The following is a 24,598-nucleotide window of genomic DNA, read 5'->3' as shown; positions in this document are numbered from 1 at the left end:
CAATATTTTCACTTCTGCCAAGCGAGCCTTTTCTGCAAAAGACATCAGTCTTTGAAAATCGGCATTAACAAGTATTTGGCATCCATTAGGATGTTGGGCTTGGAGCGGTTGCCAGCAGGAACTAAGATGGCGGGACCGTCGCGCTGAGTGAGGTGCATTTGGAGTTGGGAACTAGCGATCGCTTTTGCACCTTCCAACAGGTATTTTATGTTGAATGAAATTGAAAAATTGCCGTCTGAGTTAACGTGCGCCGCCATCTGTTCCAAGCCGTTTCCAAATTCTCTGAAAAGCGACAGTGACACTTGCTGTGCTTCGCTATTAATGCGGATGCTGAGCGTTTTTTCTTTCTTGTCTGCCAGCACAGCAATTCTCTCTATAGCTTTGATGAAAGGTGCTTTTTCCAGCGTTACCTGATGTTGGAAATCCTGCTGCAATAAATCGGGATAAGCTGGGTATGTGCCTTCTAAACAGCGCGTTACTAAGCGCTGCGCTCCCCACCGGAATTCTATCAAAGCGCTCTCAGTGCTGTAAGAAAGCTCTACTGGGTCAGCGGATGTCCTGCTCGATAAAATTCGCTCCAGTTCAGCGAGCGATTTAGCTGGGACTGTAAGCTCTAGAGGCTGTGTAATTTCCGCTTGTTTCTTCTTAGAAAAACCTTGAATTGAAGTATTGAGGACAACCAAACGGTGGCCGTCTGTGGCAGCAAATTCGAGGCTATCTTGGCCGATTTTGAAGTAAACACCTGTTAGGATGTGCTTGCCTTCATCGGTAGCGGTGGCAAACAGTGACCCTTTCAGCCCTTCTTTCAATGTTTCAGGGGGAATACGAATTGTTTGTGCTGTTTTTACTTCAGGAATGGCAGGGAATTCTTCACTCGAAATCCCTCGAACTTGATAGCGACCGCAAGCAGCAATTAGGGTAGCAACTGGACTGTTGCTAACAGCCTCTGGCAAGGTAGCGCTATTCCCGCTATCTTCGCTATCTTCACCTTCGCGATTCAAGGCTTCGCGACTGACTAAAGTGATATCTCCGGGCGAGAATTTCCCGACAATATCACTGAGAAGTCCGACTGGAATAGTCATGTCGCCGGGAGATTGAACGTTGGCCTCAAAGGAGGTTTGAATAGCCAATCTCATATCGAAGACGGTAAGTTGGACTCGCTGCGTTTTTTTGCAAGCAACTAAGAGGACATTTCCTAACACGGGGTGGGTGGGTTTTGCTGGGACAGCTTTGCTGACAAGTTCGAGATGGTTGGCTAAATTTTCTTGCGTGCAGACGAGCTTAATTTCTGCTGGCAAAAGCTGGGGAGAATCGCCTGCGCTATTGGAGGAATTGCGATCGGATTTTTCTTCAACTTTTAGTTCATCTTCGACCAAAGGTTCGGTTTGTTCTAAGGGAACACTTGCCTTTGGTTTAATTTTGGAAAATCCGCTCTCTTTTTTTCGGCTTTTAGCTGTCGCGGTGTGGGATTTGGTTTGCATCTTTGTGCGTTAAAATAGCTGCTAAGCGGGGGCAGCGCTAGCTGCCCAGAGAATAGCTCGCATTAGCAGCTTGTTAATTGACTTTAGATATAGCAATCAATCCTAAATCCTTTGTGAATTTCTTACTCCCTCCCCAAGGCATCGGGGAGGGCTGGGGTGGGGTAAAAAATTTACGACTCCTGCAAGGATTACTATATAAGATTATTGAAAGAAAGCTAATTCTGATAAATCAGCATTCATAGTAGGAATTAACAAAGTGCGATCGAGATATTTATTTCCTCGTTCGCAGGAGGTTTCAGGACTAAACAAACAAGCATGACAAGCCGCCCAATGCAAAGAAGTTGTATTTTGTAAAGGGCTATGTTCTGCACATAAAGGGTCAGAAGCACATAAACCAATTTGTTCTAAAGCTTGGTCAATATGACGACCCAAAAGCCCCGGTTCACCTAAACTGACTAATCCCCCTAGCGTACCTTCGCTGTCTGGTGCGGCTGTATAAATCAACACACCAGCCATTGGGCCATTATCTTCATTAGGATCTTTTGAGTAAATGCGTTCCCGCAAACTAGCAGCATTGTAACCACATTCTATTACTAATTGCCGCATCAAAGCATGAGCGAAGGAATGCAGTAAAATATAACGAATACGGGGGAAATTAGTATCAGGATCTAAGGAACGCGCCCTGCGCCAACGACGATGCGCTTCTAAGCTTTGTTGTTCGTATTTTGTTAATCGAGGTGTACTGGATAACCATTTTTGTAAGATTTCCTCTTGAAATTGCATAAAAATACCTTCGCCACGCACTTCAGAAGCTGGCACCCATGTAGGTTTAGAACGACTCAAAGGAGCCCAGTATTCTTCGGGTAATTCTCCTGTTTCAGCATAATCACCAGGAGATTCGATGCGGGTAAAACCAACTAAAGCACGAACTTCTCGCAAGCGTTCTACTAAGACAACTTTTTCAAAATAAGCTTCGTAACCATCAGGGGCGGCGACAGATGTTAACCGAAAATCAGCGCTATTTAAACTGGTGTTTACGTTAGAAAAAACTTGCCATTCGGGGGTTTTGATATCTTTCACATCCAGAAGGGGGGCTTCCCCAGCCCCCTGACGTTTTTGTGCGATTTCTTGCCAGATTTCACCATCTGAATATTTAGCAAATTCTTTGAGTTGACCGATTTGGCGGAAAGCAGCTAAAATATCAATTGTAGTAGCTTTTTCTAACACCGTCCAATGTTTATCAATTAGTTGCCCCAGTTGATTAATAGTAGTGGGAATCGAGAGTACAGAAAGGGTGATGGGAAACCAGCTATTTGATGCACCGAGTAAGATACTTTTCATTTGCTTGGTACATCCGTCTTCTGCAAAGTTGCGTAAATGGGGATGGCGGCCGCGACACTGAGGCATATTCATTTTACCAAGTTCGCCAAAGGCATCGGACATTCGGCGAGATTTACCGCAACTATCGCATTTTACTTCAATATCGGTGGCAGACCCAGAGATACCATATTCATAGAGACGCAGAGAACCTTTGCAATTACTGCTACCTCTATGAACGAAGTAGCGCCAGGGAAAATCATCTAAGTGTCCGTGTTGACAAGCTACTAAAAATCTCGCAGGGATGGCTGTTGGAGAAAAATTGCGGCAATTACTATGAATGTAGCGATTTTGGTCGGGTCGATGGCGGTCGGTTTTTAACTCAAATAGCCCCGCTCTTAAAGGTGCGAGTAATCGACATTGGGGACAAACTACCCAGGTGGGGAAAGGTGAGACTGGAATTCCTACTTTGGCGCTTTCATCAAATAAGTTAGGGATAAGGTTGTTTGATTGAGATATAGGTGGCGTTAGCAGTTTTTTGACTTGAGTACCGATTTCTTTTTGCACTGCTGCTAGTAACCGGGCTTCTCCTAATTCTGAGGCGTGAGTGAGTTCCCAATCATCTAATCCCATTACCATAGTTGATAAGTTGGGTAAATCTACAATAGAACCAATGCCTGAAGAAAATAAAATTTGGCTGGGTCGGAGTTCGCCGACTTTGTTTTTAGAAGAGGATTGATTTGTTGTCATTGTATTAACTAATATATGGCGAACCTAAATGATTTGTGCAAATATCTAGCGGTTGTGCCGACGGCGCGCCCGCCCGTCGGCTGACAAGTGAATCGTAGGGGATTGCTTCTAAAAGTTTAAATCAATTGGGGTAGTTTCACTCATTGATTGTATTGGACGATCGTCATCATCGGGGATGCGCTCGTCTAAAATTAAGCCAATATTCGGTTCAACATTTCGCAAGGAATTTAAACAAGTAAATGATTGCCAATTGCTTTGTCCAGGTTGTTCTAATAATCCCATTGTCAGCCCGTCTTTTTTAGTCTGATATCCTAAGATTTTTCCTCCCGTTGTATCCGCTGCTTCTGCTAACCAATAGTCTAATTTAGCTTCTAATTCCTGTTTTACTAAATCGCGGGTTTTAGTATCTCCTACTGCTAAAGCCCGATCGCAAATCGCATTAATAGCAGCTTCCACATAAGGATGATGGCGAGAAATCCTACCGGCTTTATCATTCGCGTTTAATTCGCTACCTGCCAAACGCACTAAAGAAACGAATAAAGCAGCTAACCCTCGGTCAATGGCCCGGGGAGCAAAAGGAGTAATTGAGAGGGCTTCAACGTGCTGATAGAAGGTAGCATGATAATGTTCAAATTGTTCGTAATGAGATAAATCTCTCGGTCGTGCCCAGTTATAAACAGTAAATACTAAACCGGGGAAACTTCGCCCTACCCGCGAGGTTGCTTGGATGTATTCAGCAGTGTTTTTTGGTTGACCTGTCACTACCATTACGCCTAAACGTTTTACGTCTACGCCAACAGAAATCATGTTAGTAGCTAGTAAAACATCTAAGGGTTTGCGCTTGTTATTTTTGTTGGACTTCTCTGAAGAAAAAGGAGTTTCTAACCAATTTAATACGATGGGAATATCGGTAGAATTTTTGCGCGATGTCAATTCTTCTACTTCCAGTCTCAGACGTTTTGCTAATCCTCTGCGGTCGGTTTTTGCTAAGCGAGATTGAATGTCATCATCCACTAAACGCCGAGTTCCTCCTAGTTCCCGCATTGAATTAAAATAACCCACTAAGGTCATCCAAGGGTCAACAGAATCGCCATATTTTTCAAACAAATATTGAGAGGCTGCCAATACTGCTGTATAAACGCGAATTAATGCTGCTTTTAATCTCCTTCCTGTGGCACAAATCCCCAAATATCGCCGACCGGGATAATCCTCTGAAGGCGGACGCTGACAGGAAAAGAAGTTATCTTCAATATCTAATCCTTGGGGTGGAAAAACTTGCACTTGGCGCAAAAATAGGTTATGCACTTGGTCGCGGGCTTGTCTAATTGTCGCAGTGGAAGCGATTACTTTGGGACGGACTATTTTACCGTTGACTTCCCACGATGCCAGTTGATCTACGGCTGTTTCATACAGTCCGACTAGGGTTCCCAAAGCGCCACTAATTAAGTGTAATTCATCTTGAATTATTAAATCTGGCGGCCTCAAGGCATTAGTCGAAATAGTTTTAGCAGTAGGGAGTCCGTATTTACTGGGGTGAGAGTCTGTGTCTTCGATTTCAGGAGAACGAAAACCGTGACGGGTGCAATATCCGTCTACTTGTCCGAATAGCATTTGTACAGCACCATTCCAGGGCATTTGGGCGAATTTGTCAACAGTTGCTATCACTAATGTTGGCAAGCGACGATAGATTTCTTCATCTACAACTACAATGGGTAAACCTTCGGTGGGAGATTGTTTTTGGGTAAATAAACATTTGCCTAAAGCATCACCGCAGTAAATTAAAGTGCGTCCTGATCCTTTGGCAAAGGATTCTACTTTAATATGTTGTTTGCCGGGGTCAATTTGAGAACCACACCAAGGACAATTAGTTAATTGATGGGGGGAACCGCTGCTAGTGGGTTGGTATTGTCCGAGTTTTTGTTTGAGAAATTCATTGCTTTGTTCGGTTCGGTTTGGTGTGGTTTTCATCCCTACCCATAACCCAATTCTAAACGGTTCTTTTCCCCATTTATTTTCATCTTGGCGACGGATTTCTTCGCAGGCACAAATTAAGGTTGTGGCGCGTTGAAATTGTTGCAATGTTAAGAGGCGGAGGGTGTAGCGCATGAGGACAGCAACGCCTGCGGCGCCGGAACGTCCGGCAATATTTCCTTGCAATCTTCTCAGTCCAATGGTGTAGGCTGTTAATCCTAGATAGGCTTCGGTTTTACCGCCGCCGGTGGGGAACCAAAGTAAATCTGCGATCGCATCTGTGGGATGACATCGATCTGGGTGGTCTAATTCGGTGATACTGGGAAGATTTAGCAGGATAAAAGCTAACTGAAACGGTCGCCAGGTGCGATTCTTGGGAATATCAATATTATCCCATTCGCTGGCTTCGCCGCGCCGTTTATTTTCTGCATAAATTGAGTGAATCCGCTGTTTCCACATGGCGACATTCATAAATTGGAACGCTTCAGCAGCCTGAGAATCTGTTTGTAATAACGTGATTCCTGCTTGAATCCGATCGCAAGTTATTTGACAATTTGCCAAGGCCGATTTTGCCGCATCCTGATAATCCTCTAAATCGGCGGTGGAGTCGGCAATTTTCGCAGTTTGTTGGGTAATCCATTCACTATAAGCAATAGTTAAAGAACTTAAAGCAGTTGATATATCGGGAATTTCTGCTAGTTCTTTCATATCTAAAATTAATCCCGCCAGTCCCGGTATTTCCTCAATAGTTGGCGGCGTAGTTTGGGGAATTTCGTAGGCGGGAACGACTTTAGTCTCAAGGCGGATAGCCCGATGCTTTTGGCTGGCTTCCCCATCGCCCTTTCTGCCTAAAAGTTCCGCGTGTACGCCTGTCCCGTGTCCGACGGCAAATTCTATGCAGTCGCGGTACTGCATCGCCATTGCTTGTTCTTCGGCAAATAAGACGGGGTTGAGTTTACCGAGTTGGCGTTTCAGCCGCCGTTTAATGAAAATCTCGGGATATTTGGGGTCGGCAGATTCAACGCTTAATTCTGGTTGAAATAACCAAGCGCTATCGCGTCTCATTTTCGGTTCTTTTTGTCCGTTAACTAAGAAGAGAGTCACGATCCAATCTTGATGCTGTTGGCGAATTTGACCTTGAACAAATACTGCTTTTTCTGGATCGATTTGCCAAGGATTAATCGCGCCTACTTTTAAGATAATATCCGGTGAGGTTCCTCGAATGGGGTAGCGTCGCCACAAGGTTTTTGCTTCGCCAGTAGAAGTTTGGGCGCTTTCGCTTTTCCCTTTTTCGTATTGTCCCCACCCTGCTTTTACTTTAATTGCTTTGGCATTTCCATCAACACAAAAAGTCATGCCAATTGCGGAGGGAAACATTTTCTCGGCGGGGAGAATGTTACTTTCGGTTGTGCCTTCTTCTAAAGTACCGCTACCGGAAATGGCTAATTCATCCATTTGTTCGGGCGTTTCTTCGAGTTCTTCGGGTACAATATGCCGATCGCTAGGTGCGATCAATCCGACGAGATAGCGATCGCTAACTCGCATTTCGTCTATCTCTTCATAGTCTCCTCCGGCTGGACCGAGTAAATCATTTAATATTGCTTCTTCTAAATTTTCCCGAATTTGATAATAACTTGGGGGTGGTATAATAGAAGGATGATTGTTTTCACTATTTGGATGGTTATTGTTTTCACTATTGGGATGGTTATCGTTTTCACTATTGGGATGGGTATTGTTTTCACTATTTGGATGGTTATTAAAAAACTGTACAACTTTTTTAGCAATGTTATCGGACATGGTAGGATTTTCTAAGTCGATGACATCGCTATCATCTGAGCTAAGACCCTTTAATAAAACTGCTAAATGTTGTTCGTTGGCAGAAATGACGCTACTCCAATCTAGTTGGGCGACGCGATTTTTTAACTGTTCGTTAATCGCTGCGAGGTCTAAGTTGCCAGGTAGTATAGCAGGAAGTTGGATAATATTCATAACATTGCAATATTTTGTAATATTCATAAATTAGCAATTTAGCATTTTAGCATAATACCACATTTAAATACATAGGGTGCGTTACGGCTACGCTTAACGCACCATCTTTCACTAAATGTGATAGTTTTAAATTGCACGTTTATATCAAATCGTCTATTGTGGCTAAGGATCGTTTTCATCAAGTTGTTAAAACTGCTCTTACTAAGGATGGGTGGAATGTTACTCACGATCCACTTAAAATTAAAGTGGGCGGTGTAGATATGGAAATTGACTTGGGGGCAGAACGATTACTGGCAGCAGAGCGAGGAAATGAGAAAATTGCGGTAGAAGTCAAAAGTTTTTTAGCTAGTGCATCGGCAATTTCTGAGTTTCATACAGCACTGGGGCAGTTTATTAACTATCGGGCTGCATTGCGTCGTGAAGAACCCGATCGCATTCTCTATTTAGCCATACCCGATTTAATCTATAACAGCTTCTTTCAACGTGATTTTCCAGCATCAATGCTGCAAGAAAATTCCGTAAAATTGATTATTTACGACATTGAACTGGAGCAAATTTCACAATGGAAAAACTAACGGATCAATTAACCAACTATCAGCAAATTGTACAGCAATTATTGATGGATTACGCAGAAATTAAGCCAGCTTATGGTGATATTGAAGTTGAAACTATCTTTGATACACAGCGAAATCACTATCAAATTGTGCATCTGGGTTGGCAGCATAAACGCTGGGTACATGATTGTATAATACATCTTGATATTCGCAATGAGAAAATCTGGATTTTTTACAATTCAACAGAACATGATATTGCAGCAGATTTAGTCAATTTGGGTGTACCAAAACAAGATATTGTGTTAGGTTTTTATCCTCCTTTCATGCGGGAAATGAGTGATTATGCAGTGGGCTAAAAGTAGAATAAATTTCGTAGTAAACACTTTAGTGCTAGAGGGACTAAAGTCCCTACTACGAACATTTTACGTTTGTAGTAAGCACTTTAGTGCTAAAGGGACTTCAGTCCCTACTACGAACGTTGGTTTCATCGGCTAATCAAAATAAGCTTAACTGTCCCTCAGATGATACCTGTTTTTTAGCAGTTTTCCCCCCACTTTTCCCCTTCTTCTTCCCTTTGTCGTGCAAACCTTGGGCGTCTTCTTCGGCGTAGCGTTCGTGATTCAGCAGCAAGAGTCTATCTAGCACTTCCCGCCGTGCGGTTTCGCTGATGGTGTAGCGCAATCCTTGTTTGGTTTCGTGGAAGTCATGCCCTAAGTCTATGTCTTGCCAACCGTAGGCGGCGGCAACGGCGTTATCCATTTCTACGTGCAATTCTCGCAGTTGTTGAATATCGGCGGCGGTTTCGTCGGGGTTGTGGAAGCGGTTGTAGGTTTTGGTTAATCCTTCTTGGCGAGAAAGCATGATGGATTGGCGGTGGGTGTAATATTTTTCGCCTATTTGTTCTAGGTTTGAGGTTGATGGGGGGAAGGGGAAGGTTTCAAAGCAATCTGAGGGCGAGTAATTTATATCCTTTCGCATGGTAGAGCTATAATTCCAAGCCCAGTGATAATGAATATGAGATTGTAGAAGTGTGAAAAATAAGTAATTATCGAATGGAAAAATTACTAACCTATGAGCAAAGACAATATTAGCGGGTGCAAAAGTAAATCCTAAATGATTATTTACGACTGAAAGAGTTAGCACCTGTTTCATATCTGTGATCGCATTATGGAGATCTGGTCGTTTATCCCAAAATTTCCAGTAGTCATATTCGTGAATTTGGTTTCCTTTAGCAATAATTTCATCTCTTTGAGGCTTAACCCTTTCTGTAAGAATTTGTAAACATTCAGGATATTGGCTCGCTTTTTCAAAATCCCAATCAAAAAAATTAATTATCCAGCGAGTAGGAGACTGATTGGGTGTTGAGTTTAAATCCTGTCCATTCAGATAGGGAAATAATATATCCTTATTTTGCGGATTTTTTTCAATTAATTCTTGAGCTTCTTCTGGAGTTAGAATAAACCCTATTCCTAACACATACAATCCAATAAAAGATTTATTCCGATTAGTAGCTAGTCGATGGGGATTACCCACTGCTTTACTTGGAATGGTTAAATAAGGGGTAATTCCTTTAACAGGCTTTTCATCTAAGATAAATCCCCCCTGCCATTTTTCCTTGCGTAACCAAACATATGCAACTTCTAAACTTGCGCTTCCTTCCCATTTCCGGCTGGGTACTGCATGGGTAATAATACTGCCATTGGCAACTAATTGATCTAATCCTACCTCTCTCGTATCTCCTTGGGCAATGGTATTGGTAGCAACTAATCCGAAACCTCCATTTCGATTAATTAATTCCCCGGCTCTCAAGAAGAAAAAAGCACATAAATCAGCACTACCTTTAACTCTCTTTGCTATATGTTCACCAAGATAAGCTCGATATGCAGCTCCTAAAGCTGTGCTAATCTTTTTTCCTCCCTGAAACGGTGGATTTCCCACCAACGCAGCAAACCCCTTGGGTGCTGAATCATCCGAAAACACCTCTGGAAACTCCAACTCCCAGTGAAACGGTCGCAACTTTTCCAAATCTGGCAACACCTGACGCACCTCATCAGAAACACTCGCCCCATCCCGAAACACCGTTAACAGAGTTTGCCTTAACCCTTCTCGTTCCGCCTCAGACAAATCGTTAAAATAACTAGCAACCAGCAAATCGCAGCCATCGCGCAAATCATTAGCAACAGCATTTGCCTTCGCCAACAAATAAGCCTTCTCGGTTTGGTCTTGCGCCGTCATCCCAGGTTTCGCTGCAATTTGCCGCCGCAACTCAATAACCTGTTCAACCTCCCGGCGAATCTTATCCGCAAACAAAGCAGGTGTACCAGTCGTGTCCAAATTCCAGTAGCGCAACTGTTCCAAATTCACCCCAACCAGCGAATCCCCCCACTTGAAGGCATGATCTAAAAACGTAAACGGACGCGCTTTTGCTAACGTAATCAACCACAGCGATAACTTCGCCATCTCCACCGCCAGAGGATTTTTATCTACTCCATAAAGACAGCGTTCCGCCACAATCCGCCGCGCCACCGTCAACCGTTCATCACTATCTTTCGGAATCGGACATTCATCAGGACGAAACTTAGATAAAGTCCCCTCCGGCGCAATCACTACCTTCCCCGGATTTTCCCGTTCCAACCCTTCCCACGCCTCCACCAAACGTTCCGCCAAATAGCGACAAGTCTGCACCAAAAACGCCCCACTCCCCATCGCCATATCGCAGACTTTGAGTTGCAGTAACTCCTTCGCTGACTTAAGCCGCCACTGTTCCTTCGGCTTCCCCTCTGCCACCCCTTCATAAACCAACGGTTCCAGGGTATATTGCACGATAGGTTCGGTTAAACTGCGCGGTGTATAATGCGTCCCCGTTTCCCGACGATTTGAACCTTTCGTGACGTAGACACTGCCCTCTGGAATCACCATTGGATACTCCAGCGTGTCCAGGCGAATCAATCCGGCAAAGGGCAAAACGCGCTGATACAATTCCCCATCATTATTGCAAGCCGCCCGCAACCGCTCCAGCACCCTTGGCGAAATCTTTGCTGAGAGAACCTTACGCAGCGCAGCAGGGGACTTATTCGACTGCTCTTTGACAAATTTGACCAAATCCTCCTCCCCCTTGGCTTGCAGCCGCTCCAACTCCAAAAGCGCCACCTCTGGTTCCCGTTCCCGCGTCCCAATCAATCCTAAAACCGGAGACGTTGCCCTGACTGCGGTATGGTCGAGCAAACCTTCATAGACATGACCGATTTGCTCAATATCCAGCGCCCGAAACGAAAGTCGGCGCGGTTCCAGCGTCCCACCCACTCTGATTTGCAAAATTTGCAACGCTTCCAACAAATGCAACACAATCCGATTGTTCACAGGGATAGGTTCAGCAGAAATCTCCTGCCAGCGACTTCCCCGCACTCGCCCCTCCAAAAACGGGAATCTGTCCGGGTCGAACAAACTGCCGCCATAGGCGGGAATATCCAGCAAATCGTGGCGAATTCCCCCATGCACAGCGCGAAACGTCGCCAACAACCGACACCACGCATCGCTGCGGCGTTCCAACACCTCCTCGCCAAACTTATCCGCATCGCTGCGCAACTTAGCGGAAATGGTAGAAACCGCATAATATTCGTGATAAAGCGCTTCTCCCCCCGCCGAAGGAATCAACTTCCGTTCCTCCGCTGAAAACAGAAACACCAGACGCATCATCACCGTCAGCGCCGCTTCGTAAAGCTGAGGTTCCGAAATATCTTGCAAAAGAGTGCGATTTCTATCTTGGTCGATGCGGTCTAACGCCTGTACCAGCACCTCCACCGCCCGCCGTACCTGATAACCCAATTGGTCAGTAACTTCTTGCTGGTCACTAATACTTTGAGTTAGCAAAGTTTCCAAGATTTCGGAGTCATCCACCCCAAAAAACCGCCTCACCCCCAACAAACTGCGAAACGCCCGCAAAGTCAAATGTTCTTCCAACCACAGCGTCCCATACCAAGAAATAAAACCCGTGGTTTCACCTCTAGGCGCATTAACTAACATCCAATGTTCGCCATTAGTTACTAACCCCAACCGCACATTAGCAGCGTGCAATAATTCCATCATCCGAGTCGCGGGACTTGCTTTCCAGCGCTGTCCTGCCAAAGGTTTCTCCAAATCCTGTTCGGCAGGTACAATCTGAACTAATAGCCGGGGCGTCCCTGCATTGGGTGTTTCTTGAGGATTAACAATTACCCAATCGGGCCGCAGAGTTTCGCCCTGTTGTGCAACAGTGGTTTGCAACCCAGGCGGAATGCGCTGCCCTTCTAACAATACCTCCTCCGGCAATTCCAAAGTCTGCCGCAAAACAAATTCCACCCAAGCGCGATGAATCGCTTTTTCAGGACGCGCCCCCAGTTGATTATCCTGCCATTCTTCATAGGCTAACCGTAACAGCTTAAAATGTTCCGAGTCATGGGCATCTAACCCACTGGGAAACACTTTCAGCAATACCGGTAAACTTAAAAAAGGCCCGGAAGCTTCAACCAGAGATAACCATTCAGCGTGGTGACGTGCGGTAGACATGATGGGTAATGGGGAGTCGGGAGTCGGGAGTCGGGAGTCGGGAGTCGGGAGTAGGAAGTGGGGTTTTTATTGCTGTTGAATGGCGCTGACTAAGATACCTAAAATTTTCTTGATATCCTTAATATAGTATTCGCTTAAATCAATCGAAATTACTTTATCCTGTAACTTTAGAAATTGCCAAATCGTGCCGATAGTGATTACTCCATAAATACTTTTGATTTCATTTCCTTGTCGTTCATTAAATAACTGTGCTGCTACCATTTCCGCAATACACTGCGCCAACCCCGATTTTAAGTTTTCATTCTTCGTCTCCACCAGCGTAATTACCGGGGCGCGAACAAATAACTGTTCTTTCGATGAACTAATGATAAAATCACAAAACCCATTTAAACCTTGTTGGACATCAACCGTAAAGTCCACCCCCGAAAACAAGCTAATTTGACCCTTAAATTTGCGCCTAATCTCTAACAAAACTGGACTAATAATCATTTCCGAACGGGCTTTTTCCGTATTAATCGCCACCGCCAAATCAACATTTTCACCTAGAATTGTCACCAGTAAATCGCTACATTCTGCTTCCGGTACATCCGCAAACATTCCCGACGCTTCATTCACTGTCAATCCAAACCGTTGACTTACTTCATTTAACTTAAAATCGCTGTACGCCATTTGCCTCACTCCTAAAAATTGATGATAAATTGTCTCAATCAACATGATAATTTACCTCACAAGTTTCTGCGGAACTAAATAAGTAACCGCCAAAGGAAACAATCGCGGCGTTGGATTAGCAAATCTCGCCCTAATCATCCCCGTTTCCTGTTCAATCTCGCGAGGAATTTGCTCAATCCTCAACTTTAAACTATTGACATTTCGCTCAAACTGTGCCTGTTCCTCCGTATTAAATAACTCCAATTGCTTAAACTCCGGTTCCTCAAACTCTTTTTCAATACTAAGCTTTAACTCAGTTAAAATAGCCGTAATATCCGCCACCTCTTTATCAGCCCGGTTCTGCAAATCCCGTTGTAAACTAACAGTTCTCTCATTCATCCGCGCCTGCAAAGTTTTTAGCAATTCATCGGCATAATTCGGCCAAAAATTTGCTAATTTTTGTTGAACGCTATCTGGCGCTGCTTCGGGTAAAACTGCATTTAACGCCCCTTGCAATTGCATCACTTTCAACCGAGTAAATTTCCCATCCTTCAACACTCCCCCGGCCGTAATCACCTCTTCATGTAACCGTTGTTGGTCGGTTCCTAAAATCACCAATCTACCATAAGCAACCACCGCCGGAGTTTCCAACCCCGAACTAGCAGAAACTAACCTCGCCGTCACGCGATGCAAGCATTTTCTTTCCTCCCCAGACCACACCTCAGCCCGCAACAAGCGCAAACACATTTGTACTAACCGATGATTCAAATGTGCTAACACCACATTATCTTTACCCTGGGCTAATTCCGGGTCAAAAACAATGGGGCGAATCACTTTGGTATGGGGATGGGCTAACCCTTCGCTACACATCGCCCAACTGCTTTTTAGGGCTGGTAAATAAAAAGCTTTTCCCTTTAAACCTGCTATCTGAGTTTCTATCAGTGGCGGTTGTTCAGCTAACTCTAGCCCAATTTTTACTACTGATTCTATATTATCAGGAGTCAACCGTAAATTCTGGCGAGTTTCGTTTAATTGTTCCCGCAATTTATCAATCTGTTCTCTCACTTTGCGCTCAAACTTTAACATTCGTCGCACAGGTTCCGATTCCCGTTCAGATTTGCTAGTATCTAAAGTAGTGCGATATCCTAACATTGCTTCTTCTACTTGCTGGGCAATCACCATACCCACTTTACCCAAATCTTCTCTGATATTATTAACTTTTAATGCCGCCCGCATTAAAAATTCTAAATCACCTTCTAAATCACCCGGTTTAGTTCCCGTTACCGAATTTTGTTTATAATCTTTGCCGACAAAATGATAAACTAAAACCTCCTGAGCTTTTTGTCCGTGACGGTCAATTCTGCCATTCCGCTGTTCCATCCGATTCGGATTCCAAGGAATTTCATAATGAATCAACTTAGAACAATAATTCTGTAAATCTAACCCTTCCGAAGCTGCATCAGTTGCGAGTAAAATCCGCACAGGGGAAATATCAGGGTCGGTTTGAAAAGCAGCTTTGACTTTTTCCCTATCTTCCGAAACCATGCCGCCATAAAGAGTCATCAATCTGTCTCCTTCGATTAATCTTTCGGCGGCTAATAAATTATACAACCATTTTTGAGTGGCGCGATATTCGGTAAAAATAATAACCCGTTCTTTCGACCATTTTCCATTAGGTTTGATCTGAGTATGAATCCAATTCAATAACTCTTGAGCTTTGGCATCCGGTCGTTTGGCGGCATCTTCTGCCCATTGTCGCATTTCTTGTAATAATTGTTGTTCTGCTGCCGAAAGTGGGCGAAATAATCTGCTAGTATTAGTAATTGCCTCATCAGTTGCTTCTTCGTAAACCGCATCATCGGCAAATTCTTCTTCAACTTGCTCTAATTGACGGCGTAAAATTCCCTCAGTTGGTCGTGATAGAGTGGTAGCAGTCCGGCGGCGGGCAGAAGTTAAAGATTTTTCGTGCTGGGCTAAGGTAATCGCAAAAGCTTCTGGTGAAGAAAACAAGCGTTTCTTTAACAGTTTTAAAACAAATTCAGTGGCATACTTTTCTGTATTATCGGCCACACCTTTACCGCGTAATTCGGTGTAATGTTTTAAAGCTGCGTGCGCCCTCCGTTCTGCTGCGGGATAATCTACTAAAATAGGGGCTAAATTCCGTACTGGAAATAAAGGCGAACCATCCCAGTTTTGCATCTCCTGTTTTAGTCGCCGCACCATGACAACTTGCAGTTGGTTTTTGTCAGGAGAAACACCCCTAGCAAATCTTTGGGAGTCTAACAATTCTAATAAAGCGGTGAAACTTTCGGGATAACCGTTATGGGGAGTGGCGGTTAAAAATAATTTGTGTTCAAAATGAGGAACTAATAATCTAATTGTAGTGGTTCGGAGGGAGTCAACTGCATATTTTCCGCCGCCGGATGGTGCGACGTTGTGCGCTTCATCGACAATCAGCAAGTCAAAACGGCGGGGATAGAGGGGTTCGCCTTCGGCGGGGAGGAGTTCGCGAAAAAGACGCAGGGGGCGATCGCGCTTGATAAAGTCGATCGAGGTAATCAATCTGGGAAAATGCTGCCAAGGATTAACATGAATCCCGCGAGAACGCCGTAACTCCTTCATCAAGTTACTATCCACAATCCGGAAATCTAAACCAAATTTATCTCGCATTTGGTCACGCCATTGAATTTGTAGCGCTGAAGGACAGATAATCAAAATACGGCGGCAACGATGGCGAATTGTCAACTCCTGCGCGACTAATCCCGCCTCAATGGTTTTCCCTAATCCTACATCATCAGCAATTAGTAAGTTAACACGGGGCATTTGAATGGCACGCACAACGGGGTCAAGCTGATAATCTTCAATATCAATCCCGCTACGAAAGGGAGATTGTATAGTACGAATATCAGCAGTTGAAGCGCCCCCCCAGCGTACCGCATCCAAAAAAGCGTCTAATTTAGCGGGTTCATCAAAACCTGTAGGTGGCGGTAGTTCCATCCGTTCGCGAATAAAAGCCCCCGGTTCTAATTCCCAGATTACCTGTAATTCTTCTCCCAAAGCATCATCTTCCACAGAGGAAAGCATCACCAGGTTTTGCAACTGCTGTAACCCTGGTAGCATGGGATTAACAGGTATGGCAGTTGGACGTATTTCGGTGACGACGTATTGGCGCGATCGCACTTTGACTAACTGACCCAGTTCTGGAATTGCTCTAGTTAAACTCATACCATCCTCTGGGAAACTTTGACACTACTTCCGTCTGTGTGGCACTGTTTTAAGTTGGTGCAACTTTTTCGGTGAGATAAAGAGTGCGATCGCAACCTAACAATTTTCTCAGCTTTTAGTCCCGTATTGTTATTGTACCCCATGCTATCTTTATATAAACATTACTGTAATCGCCCTTGAGTACGATTAAAAAAGTAGCACCTTTCAAGGGCGATCGCGCTTGCGCTGACTCGATGGCGGAGGCGTAGCCAGCCACAGGCATCGCCCTTAAACTCTAAAAGTGCCATTCACCAAATATAAAATGGGTTCACTTAGTAACAAAAACCCGGTGCTTCGCACGACTACAGCTCACGTACATAAGCTGATTGTGCGCTCGAATACTGTCGCGGTATTCTTTGACAAATTGAGCTTTTTGACTAGGGAAAAGTTGAGCGAGATACAGCAATTTACTAGCGACTTTCCTGCCGATATCACTGCTATCAATTCCCACCTCCGTGAAAGTAGAGCCTTGAGAATTGTGTACAGTAATTGCCCAACAATTTCTCATATCTGCAAAGATTTCACAATGGTCGTACCATGCCTTCCATAAGCTCGGATTGCTTTTAGCATTTTGCAGCAACCTAGCATTGTCCTGTTGGAATCGGCAAGCGTCACTTTCGTGGAGGATGTAAATTTGGCGTTGGTCGCCTGCATCGGTTTTAACCTGGAGATTCCAGGCTTTATAGCCAGAGTACCTATCCTCTTGAAATTCGGCAATTTCCACTTCTGCTGATGTGGGCAGGATGACGGTTTTGCCGTCGGGAGCAATAACGGGAGCTTTAGCAATCAACCTCTCTCCAATAATAAATCTGGGAGCATTTTTTCCGTAGATTTTGGCTCTGATTTTGCTATTCCAGTAGGCGACGCGCTCGTTAGTGTAGCAGAGGATGCGAAAGCAATCAGGGTCTTGAGGGAAAGTAGAAGAGAACTTTTTTAAGGCGTATTTCAGCAGCGTTTTTTCTCTGACTAAGAAGGCTCCGTTTTTTTTATCAAGGCTGAATTTGGAGAAGGGTTTGAACGCCTCTTTGCTCTTGACAGCCGTGCGGCAAGCTGTTACGAATTCTAGCAGGGGGCTGCCCGCACCTTGCCTGACGACCTCTGTTAAAACGGCTTTTTCAGGCACGCTGAAGGATTGAGATTTTTTCTCTTCTATGAAGCCATTATTAACCGGAGGCAATTGTGCGGGGTCGCCCATAACAATAAGCTGCCGATTGCTGCCGATGAGTAAAGCGCTAGCAATTCTTTCTTGAATAATATTCCACAGTTCTGCTGTAACCATACTGCACTCATCGAGAAAAATGGTGTCGTACAGGTGAAGGAAAGAAGGAGAAACTTGTTTGAGGATTTTATTTTGCCCCTGTTTGACTGGAGCTAATCCCAATAGCTGGTGGATGGTCATAAAGTCTACTCCTCTCAGTCCTTTTTCAGCAGCCATCCGTCGCAATACGCCTACAGCTTTATTGGTGGGAGCAGTGAAAGCGACTCTCTTTCCGGCGCTGACTAATTGTTCTGCTACCAGGTTGACAAGGGTTGATTTTCCCGTACCTGCATATCCAAATAGCCCGAATACCCGTTTAGAACTTGCTACAAATTGTTCGAGGAGTTGGAGGGCGTTGTTTTGTTTAGAAGTTAATTGAAAATTCGGTTTTACCAGTGTTTGAATCATAGGGTTGGTTTCTTCCGCTATCTTTCAAACACTAATCAGCGCTAGCTGAAATTTACACAATCATTAATTGATGGAGACGATAATAATAACTCTAACAGGACTTACGCATAACCTCTATATGTAGGGTGAGCCATAAGCACCTTACAGCTACCAATAGTTTATTTAAACACTTGGGGCGTAAGTCTTGTATAATTTGTTCTGTTGATTTGACTGCTACTCAAATTTTCCATAGTTAGGACTTATGCACCCATCAAAAACTCTCCCAGTTATCAGTTGGATTGATAACTAGGAGAAATTGTGGAGAAGCGGAGTTATTAATCTAATGCAGGTACTTTGACTAATTCGACTTCAAAATAAGTTTTGCCCATTAATCTTGAGGCAAAACTGGCTGTTCTTGACTATCAAAAATAATCACAAATGTGCGATGTTTAACCAACCGGTGCAAAACCCGCAGATGCTCATCTGCATCGTTTCTCTTGCGAAATCGCGCCACAACAATACGCTGGCAATTAGGAAGTAAGCGAATTAAGCACCACGGGTGCAACTTCTCAAAATAGGTCATTTTAACCTCCTGATAACAGTAACAAATTGTGTTTGTGTTTGATTACCTGCCATTACCTTAATTGAAACAATATTGTCAAAGACAGGTCACGGTGATATTGACAGTTGACTATATTTGTGCTGAAACCAGCTCAAATTATTTTTTGATGCTGAAAAGGCTTGATGTATATAAAATCAAAAACAATAGTGGCGCGTCTATTTGGAAATGAGGCATTAGAAATCTCCTCAGAAACTCGCAGGGGAGAAGGGGAGAGGGGGAGAGGGGGAGAGGGGGAGAAAGAGTTTCTTTGATCCATAACGGGTGCTGGGCCTCCGTGAAACGCTTTGAAGTTTATCAATTTGAGAAAACACGGGCAATTGTTCAATGCACTAATTTCAAGCAGACGTGCCACTACTAATGCACGCTATTATCTTCAGAAAGCCGACATAGCAAGGTTGCCAGCGCCTCTGGAATTTCCTCAAAATGTTCCAGCAGAAAGTCCATTACTGCCAGATGACGCAAATCGACAGGAGTAGGAAATCTTCGATTTTTCCCCTTTTTAAACCAACCCCGCACTGTAGAATTAGAACGGGAACAAATAAAAGCGATTTCCTCGTAACTCACCGCCCACTTGCCATAAAACTGCTTCGGCGTCATTCCCAATTGGCATTGGCTGTAAGCTGCAATTAAATTGCGTTCTCTATCTGTCAAAGTCTGCGGCTTTTTCATCCTCAAACCCCTCCAAATCTTCCTCCCGCGCCGTATCAAACTGACACCAAGCTGCGCTCTTGGAATTAGCAGCCAGCCAAATTATGTAGCACCACATCCAACAGTACCGGCGCGGTTCGCAGTTGTAAAATTTGCCAATAACTATCCCCCAATCAGCTTCTTCGCCAACACCCGTCCAGCGCACCATGTCGCCGCACTCAAAGCGCGGCGTGTGAATTTTGGCAAAATTAGCAGGCAATTCGATTGAAGGTGGCATCCCCTTCAAATCTCTTAGCAACAGCGCCGAAATCAAATCTCGACTTCCTTTTAAGATTGACATAAGTTCATAGCTGTGAATCGATTGCACCTGACTTTTTTTGACAGGTTTTCCGGCAAATTTCTTGATAAAGAAATTGCAGCGCGATATTCCCCTAAATCAATCAACTGAAATCAAGCTGTGTAAATTCCTTTCTCCGGCATAATTGCCCTGTTTTGAAATTAAATGCTAAGCCGTGACCCGGGCAGGTTCCTAAATTAGGGTGCTTGGTATTTGGCAAAAGTTTATAACCTTTGTGGGGGCAAATATTACCAGGCAGCAAGGAGCAATTCGAGTAAGCTTCCTCCAAGCGTGGCAAGAAGTTGTAGTCGGCTGAAAGGATTGGTATATTGCGGTAGCACAAGCGCACCACTTGTTTTATTTCGATAACTTCACAAGCTAATTGAACTCGTGCTTGCCAATCTTCAGCAGTTTCCCCATCTGTGAAGAATAAGTTGATAAGTCGGTCATGCCAAAAGCGAAAGTCAAAGTGATAGTGGAGCGGTTCAAACTTGAGAATCTCTGCATCAGAGTGCGGTCGCTCAGGAAGTATAGGAATCCAGAAAGGGATGATTTTTCCTGGAAATCTTGATTCCAAACTGGGAGGACAACAGCTTTTAACGCATTGTACAAGCGCTCTTTCTCCAATGGCTACTACTTGATTCTGTATTTTAAAATTTGTAACGGAGATAGGCATAGTTTTTTGCAATTAATTAGTGTTGCTATAAATTGGCAATAATACTAATTTCTCTCTCTCATAGTTACAAGGAAAGATTGCGTGCGTTTAATGGAAATGATTCTGCTGTAACAAAATTTAATGGATGCGTTGCAAAAATTTTTGCAGTACAGAAATCGCTGTCCAATTACCTTTATTAGCAGCTTCGAGATATCGCCTTAGCAACTCTTCAGTTACTTGTTGGTCAAGCCAATGCGCCAATTCCACTAGCTCCTGCTTTTGTTGTTGATTGTGCCCTGCCAACAACTCAAACATCCCCAACTTCTGCAACGTAGAAATGTCAAAGTTTGCCAGTTCTTCCTCAATCCTTTGCCGTTGCTGTTCAACTTCTTCTGGTGACAGAGTGGGCAGCGGTGGGTGCTGGATCTTGAGAAATTTCTCTACTTCTGGGTAATCTCCGACGTACATCTTTCCTTCCAAGCGATCGCACACAATTGCATGGGTGGGAAATTCATCATCGGAACCGAGGTGGTATGGTTCCAGATCGAGGGCGAGAGCGGGATGTTCAGTAAGTGGCTCGTACACGGCATAATAACTGAAGGTCCCTAACCCTCTACCATCAGTCCAAGTAGCTTTGCTGCCCATATAAAACATGGCGAAGTATCGGGAATCACCAACGATACCCACCATTTCTGGCAGCATGGGCGGTAGTGGTACTGGCAGTAAATTCAAGTTGTTTCCGTTCATGGCGAGATAGCATCCCTCTTTGAATTTTGTGTGGTTAATTGAAAGGGAGCCAGTTAACTGAAATAGAAGTCAATCCTAATTCTTAACAGCTAACTGGCTTTTTTGAGGGCGATCGCCCGTGATGAAGGCTTTCCTAGGTGAATGCGTTCGCTATTGTTAAAAATGGATGAAACTTAAATGAACAGGTCACTCCCAATAGCGGCGATAGCCGCTCTTTGACCAGCCCAATAGAAGCGTGCGATCCTCTTCGAGAGCTGCGCTAACGACGTATTTACGTCATCCTAGGTGTTCGCGATCGATCAGAAACAAGATTTATTGTCGATCGCGGTTGAAAAAAATCAGATCGAGCGATCCTCTTCTCCGGCTGCGCTAACGTCGTCAACAACCAAATGGAAGGTGTTTGAGAGCCTTCTTCACGCGCGCGTGACAGGGCTGCCGCTCTTTGACAAGGCCAAACCTGTCTTGTACTGACAAATTTGTCAGTTCAATCTTCTGACTATCAATGAATGAATATCCCTAGATTTTGACAAGGGCTTTTCGCCAGAAAATAGCTTAATTCTTTGAGCTTTTTTTTAGGGATATAGTAGTCGCTACCAACCAAAATTACCCCAAATATCTAACTTTTAAGGGGTAAATATTGGCGGTTTGTAGGTGTAATGACAATCATGATTCCGGTGTATTTACTGCTGGTGTCGCACTGATAAGTACCTTCGGTTTGTTGATTGGTGGAGTCATTTTTAATGATTGGGGCATTTCCTAGCATTTGCAGCAGTAAGTATATATCTATCTGCCCTTTGACTGGTTCCGTAAGATAGTTTTTATGGAGTTATGGGGATTACGTCAATTACAACTCAAGAGTCAGGAAAGCTTATTCACACCTCACTCTTGAGCAGGCGGCTCAAACCAGTCAGGATTGTCGCGGATAGCAGTTGCCTTTGTTTTAGCTAAAATACATCCGGGAAGAAATGGGTAGCCATCGCGAGCCTTGCGCCTGAATTCAAAGAAGACTTACGGGAGAGCCCTTCAACTGTTGAAACAATCTGCCGAACCAAAGTCGCGATCGCCTCACTTCAGAATCCCGAGCGCCTTGACAAGCTGTTCCGGCTGCACTTCTAAATAGCGCTGGAGGCTCGACAAATTTTTGTGACCTGATATCTCCATAATTACCCGCAGCGGCACCCCAGCATTGCTCAAGTTCGTGAGTGCTGTCCGCCTCATCGAATGTGTGGAAGCTCCCTTAATTCTTACCCGTTTGCAAGCTTCTTTAAAAATCAAGTCTGCCTGAGAGCGTGTCAAAGGCTTCGTACCCTCTCGCCCCGGAAACAAAAAACCCGCATCTGGATTGTAAGCCAATAAAAACTTAGCCAACATGGGATGTAGCGGCAGCGTTCGCGTTGCTGACTTGCCCTTAGTTGTCGCTTTCCGCAGCGTCACCACACCGCCAACAATGTCCTGAGTTGTTAAAGCTAACGCCTCTGAAATACGACAGGCACAATAAAAAGTCACAGCAAACAAAAGCCTATCCCTTGCTGTAACAAAACCCCGGTCGAACAGCCTAGATATTTCGGCGGGCGTCAAAATCTTAGCACGCCCGTTGCCTTGAACCTTCACGGCGCAGCCCTCCAAAATGGAAGATCCCTTATTATTGGACGAAAGGGCACTTTCGTCAAGTCTGCCGAAAAGCTTTTATCGCTTGATGGGCCACTTGCGGGGCGCTGCGCCGAGGATGCCGGAGCCCGCGCCCTTTATTGCAGTTAAATTGGCTTTTATTGCTACTCAACTGACTTAAATTCTCAGGCAAATTGATAATTGGCAAGGTGGCGATCGCGTCTATGAGGTCTCGGAAGGTAACAGGTTTAATTGCCGCCATAACAGTACGCTCAAATAGAATTGGCGCTTGTAATAATTTGATTATACTATTTTTTTATTCACTTTGCAAGTTGTTTTGCTAGTTTTGTTTCCCTTTAATATAAAATTATGATTTTATTGGAAAATCGCTTATTCAGGTCAAAAGAACTGCCCAAGCCTTCGTAAGGCTTGGGCATTGTTATAAGTTTCGGAGGGTAAACGAGTACGCTGGTTGGTTGAGAAACTTTTCGTTCGCTGCTAGGACACTGAACGCGCACTTTCACCTAGTTCGGAAGTAGCAGATGCTAGAGTATTTGCAATCACCGCTTTGGGAGCAAGCTTGAGGATGATAGGCATCACAATTAGGGGAGAATTTTCCAGCCGATTTTTGATTTGAGCCTGCAACCATTCAATAGAGGAATCAGAGCCGTTAACTTTTTGCTTGAACCCCAGTTCTGGCGCAGCAGCTTTGATGGCGCTAGCAATTTTGCGAGCTTGCCTAAGTGAAATTAGTGAAGTATTAACGGCAGGAACTGAGGTTGTGCTTGCACCTGAATGTGCGGCAAAATCAATAGGTTTTGCAGGTTTGTTTGGTGTTTTTTTGCCTGTGGTCTGATGGCGAGTGTGATGGGAGCTGGCTGGTTTCTCAATTTCAATTGTTGCTCCATTTACTGCACTGCCAATACCATCGGATGGTGTTGCGACTGTTGACACATTTACTTGGGTTCGATTGTCTGTGAGTTCTTCTTGGGCTGCTTCAGGTTTGTGCAGGAATACTGAGGCTAAGCAAAAGAGAGTGGTAAAAAGGAAAGGAGGAAATAGTACATCGTTGATAGTTTGGATAGTCATATTAACAGAAAACTCCCAATCAAATTTTTCGCGGTAAGCATTGCTAACCTTTTTTAGATTGCAACAGTTGACAACATGGTGCAGCATGGCTACACGGGCTGAAAAAACGGATAATTAACTTCAGCCTTTTGGATGATTAACTGAGGAGAAATACACCTCCTCTGATAATTAATTCAAAGGCTCCGACCTGCTGTACGAGGATCTAAGCGGTTTCAGGAAAGCGAAAAGTTGTGTTTTCTTTCTTCGCGATCGCCTCGCGCGTGACGGGCGCCAATGCGAGGGGACAGTGGCGAGTGAGCGTTCAGTCGCCACAATTAGCACTCTCTGCGGAAAGTGGTTTCAGTAGCTCGCTTTGTTTGTAGGCCGGGTGCGGGAATTGTTAGTTCAGCTGTCTTCCACTCCGCGACGGTAGGCGCGGAGATAAAAGTTAATCAAAAATTAATCGGACATTACTGTCATTTCACCCCTAACTTGGCACGCTAGATGGAACCATAAAATGGCACTAATAATGCCTGCAATGCTTAGAAATTCGTATATTACGCTAGCTAAACAATGTAAGTCTTTAACCGAAGCGAAAGAGCATTTTCCAGAACTCAAGACAGTAAATGCTCAGGTATTGCAGCAAGTCTTGAGAAGACTGGAAACCACGTTTGTGGATATGCAATCGTATTGCGAATGGGCTTTCCTTGGTTTAAGAACCGGGCAAGAATGCGTTCTTTCGTGTTTCC

General features: G+C 44.3%; 17 protein-coding genes. 2 read left to right on the top strand and 15 right to left on the bottom strand.

Annotation, left to right across the window (positions count from 1 at the left end; all coding sequences use genetic code 11):
• Positions 1-44: 44 nt before the first annotated feature.
• The 3 genes from dnaN to drmA all read right to left on the bottom strand — a co-directional run bounded on the left by dnaN (position 45) and on the right by drmA (position 7,508).
• Positions 45-1,481 carry a DNA polymerase III subunit beta gene (dnaN, locus tag QUB06_RS04380; protein ID WP_333434260.1) on the bottom strand — a complete coding sequence of 479 codons (1,437 nt, stop codon included), beginning with the start codon at positions 1,479-1,481 and terminating at the stop codon, positions 45-47.
• A gap of 201 nt (positions 1,482-1,682) precedes the next feature.
• Positions 1,683-3,548 (bottom strand): DUF1998 domain-containing protein, encoded by a 1,866-nt coding sequence (locus tag QUB06_RS04375; protein WP_333434259.1) that lies wholly within the window; start codon positions 3,546-3,548, stop codon positions 1,683-1,685.
• 108 nt (positions 3,549-3,656) lie between these two features.
• On the bottom strand, positions 3,657-7,508 hold the full coding sequence (gene drmA / locus QUB06_RS04370; RefSeq protein WP_333434258.1) for a DISARM system helicase DrmA: 3,852 nt from the start codon (positions 7,506-7,508) through the stop codon (positions 3,657-3,659).
• Between the two features lie 158 nt (positions 7,509-7,666).
• On the opposite strand from drmA, the gene QUB06_RS04365 reads away from it, so the two are divergent.
• Complete coding sequence (locus QUB06_RS04365; RefSeq protein ID WP_332968503.1) at positions 7,667-8,083, top strand: element excision factor XisH family protein; 417 nt, start codon at positions 7,667-7,669, stop codon at positions 8,081-8,083.
• Positions 8,071-8,418, top strand: a complete 348-nt coding sequence (locus QUB06_RS04360) for a XisI protein (protein ID WP_015211713.1) — start codon at positions 8,071-8,073, stop codon at positions 8,416-8,418. Before QUB06_RS04365 ends, QUB06_RS04360 begins: the two co-directional genes overlap by 13 nt.
• Positions 8,419-8,557: 139 nt before the next feature.
• Here QUB06_RS04360 and QUB06_RS04355 read toward each other — a convergent pair whose 3' ends face one another.
• The 12 genes from QUB06_RS04355 to QUB06_RS04300 all read right to left on the bottom strand — a co-directional run bounded on the left by QUB06_RS04355 (position 8,558) and on the right by QUB06_RS04300 (position 23,870).
• Positions 8,558-12,607: an Eco57I restriction-modification methylase domain-containing protein gene (locus tag QUB06_RS04355; RefSeq protein WP_333434257.1), complete on the bottom strand. Its 4,050-nt coding sequence runs from the start codon at positions 12,605-12,607 to the stop codon at positions 8,558-8,560.
• A gap of 66 nt (positions 12,608-12,673) precedes the next feature.
• Positions 12,674-13,276 carry a hypothetical protein gene (locus QUB06_RS04350; RefSeq protein ID WP_333323168.1) on the bottom strand — a complete coding sequence of 201 codons (603 nt, stop codon included), beginning with the start codon at positions 13,274-13,276 and terminating at the stop codon, positions 12,674-12,676.
• A gap of 51 nt (positions 13,277-13,327) precedes the next feature.
• Positions 13,328-16,480, bottom strand: coding sequence for a DISARM system SNF2-like helicase DrmD (gene drmD, locus QUB06_RS04345; protein WP_333434256.1), 3,153 nt, complete (start codon positions 16,478-16,480; stop codon positions 13,328-13,330).
• A 307-nt stretch (positions 16,481-16,787) separates the two neighbouring features.
• Positions 16,788-18,185, bottom strand: coding sequence for an AAA family ATPase (locus QUB06_RS04340; RefSeq protein ID WP_333434255.1), 1,398 nt, complete (start codon positions 18,183-18,185; stop codon positions 16,788-16,790).
• Between the two features lie 367 nt (positions 18,186-18,552).
• Positions 18,553-18,747 carry a hypothetical protein gene (locus QUB06_RS04335; RefSeq protein ID WP_332955146.1) on the bottom strand — a complete coding sequence of 65 codons (195 nt, stop codon included), beginning with the start codon at positions 18,745-18,747 and terminating at the stop codon, positions 18,553-18,555.
• A gap of 393 nt (positions 18,748-19,140) precedes the next feature.
• Positions 19,141-19,455, bottom strand: a complete 315-nt coding sequence (locus QUB06_RS04330) for a hypothetical protein (RefSeq protein WP_015211720.1) — start codon at positions 19,453-19,455, stop codon at positions 19,141-19,143.
• On the bottom strand, positions 19,427-19,774 hold the full coding sequence (locus QUB06_RS04325) for a hypothetical protein (RefSeq protein ID WP_333176448.1): 348 nt from the start codon (positions 19,772-19,774) through the stop codon (positions 19,427-19,429). Before QUB06_RS04325 ends, QUB06_RS04330 begins: the two co-directional genes overlap by 29 nt.
• Positions 19,775-19,874: 100 nt before the next feature.
• Complete coding sequence (locus QUB06_RS04320; protein ID WP_333127722.1) at positions 19,875-20,447, bottom strand: hypothetical protein; 573 nt, start codon at positions 20,445-20,447, stop codon at positions 19,875-19,877.
• Positions 20,448-20,564: 117 nt separating this feature from the next.
• Positions 20,565-21,173, bottom strand: a complete 609-nt coding sequence (locus QUB06_RS04315) for a hypothetical protein (protein WP_333434254.1) — start codon at positions 21,171-21,173, stop codon at positions 20,565-20,567.
• A 1,065-nt stretch (positions 21,174-22,238) separates the two neighbouring features.
• On the bottom strand, positions 22,239-22,784 hold the full coding sequence (locus QUB06_RS04310; RefSeq protein WP_015211723.1) for a tyrosine-type recombinase/integrase: 546 nt from the start codon (positions 22,782-22,784) through the stop codon (positions 22,239-22,241).
• A 55-nt stretch (positions 22,785-22,839) separates the two neighbouring features.
• Entirely contained in the window at positions 22,840-23,043 is a 204-nt protein-coding gene (locus tag QUB06_RS04305) for a hypothetical protein (RefSeq protein ID WP_333434253.1), read from the bottom strand.
• A gap of 236 nt (positions 23,044-23,279) precedes the next feature.
• Entirely contained in the window at positions 23,280-23,870 is a 591-nt protein-coding gene (locus QUB06_RS04300) for a hypothetical protein (RefSeq protein ID WP_333075329.1), read from the bottom strand.
• Positions 23,871-24,598: the final 728 nt, after the last annotated feature.

The sequence above is a fragment of the Microcoleus sp. D2_18a_D3 genome (assembly GCF_036702455.1).
In the GTDB taxonomy this organism is placed as follows: domain Bacteria; phylum Cyanobacteriota; class Cyanobacteriia; order Cyanobacteriales; family Microcoleaceae; genus Microcoleus.
Note: the sequence above shows the minus strand (reverse complement) of the source record. Positions and strands in the feature narration are given on the sequence as shown.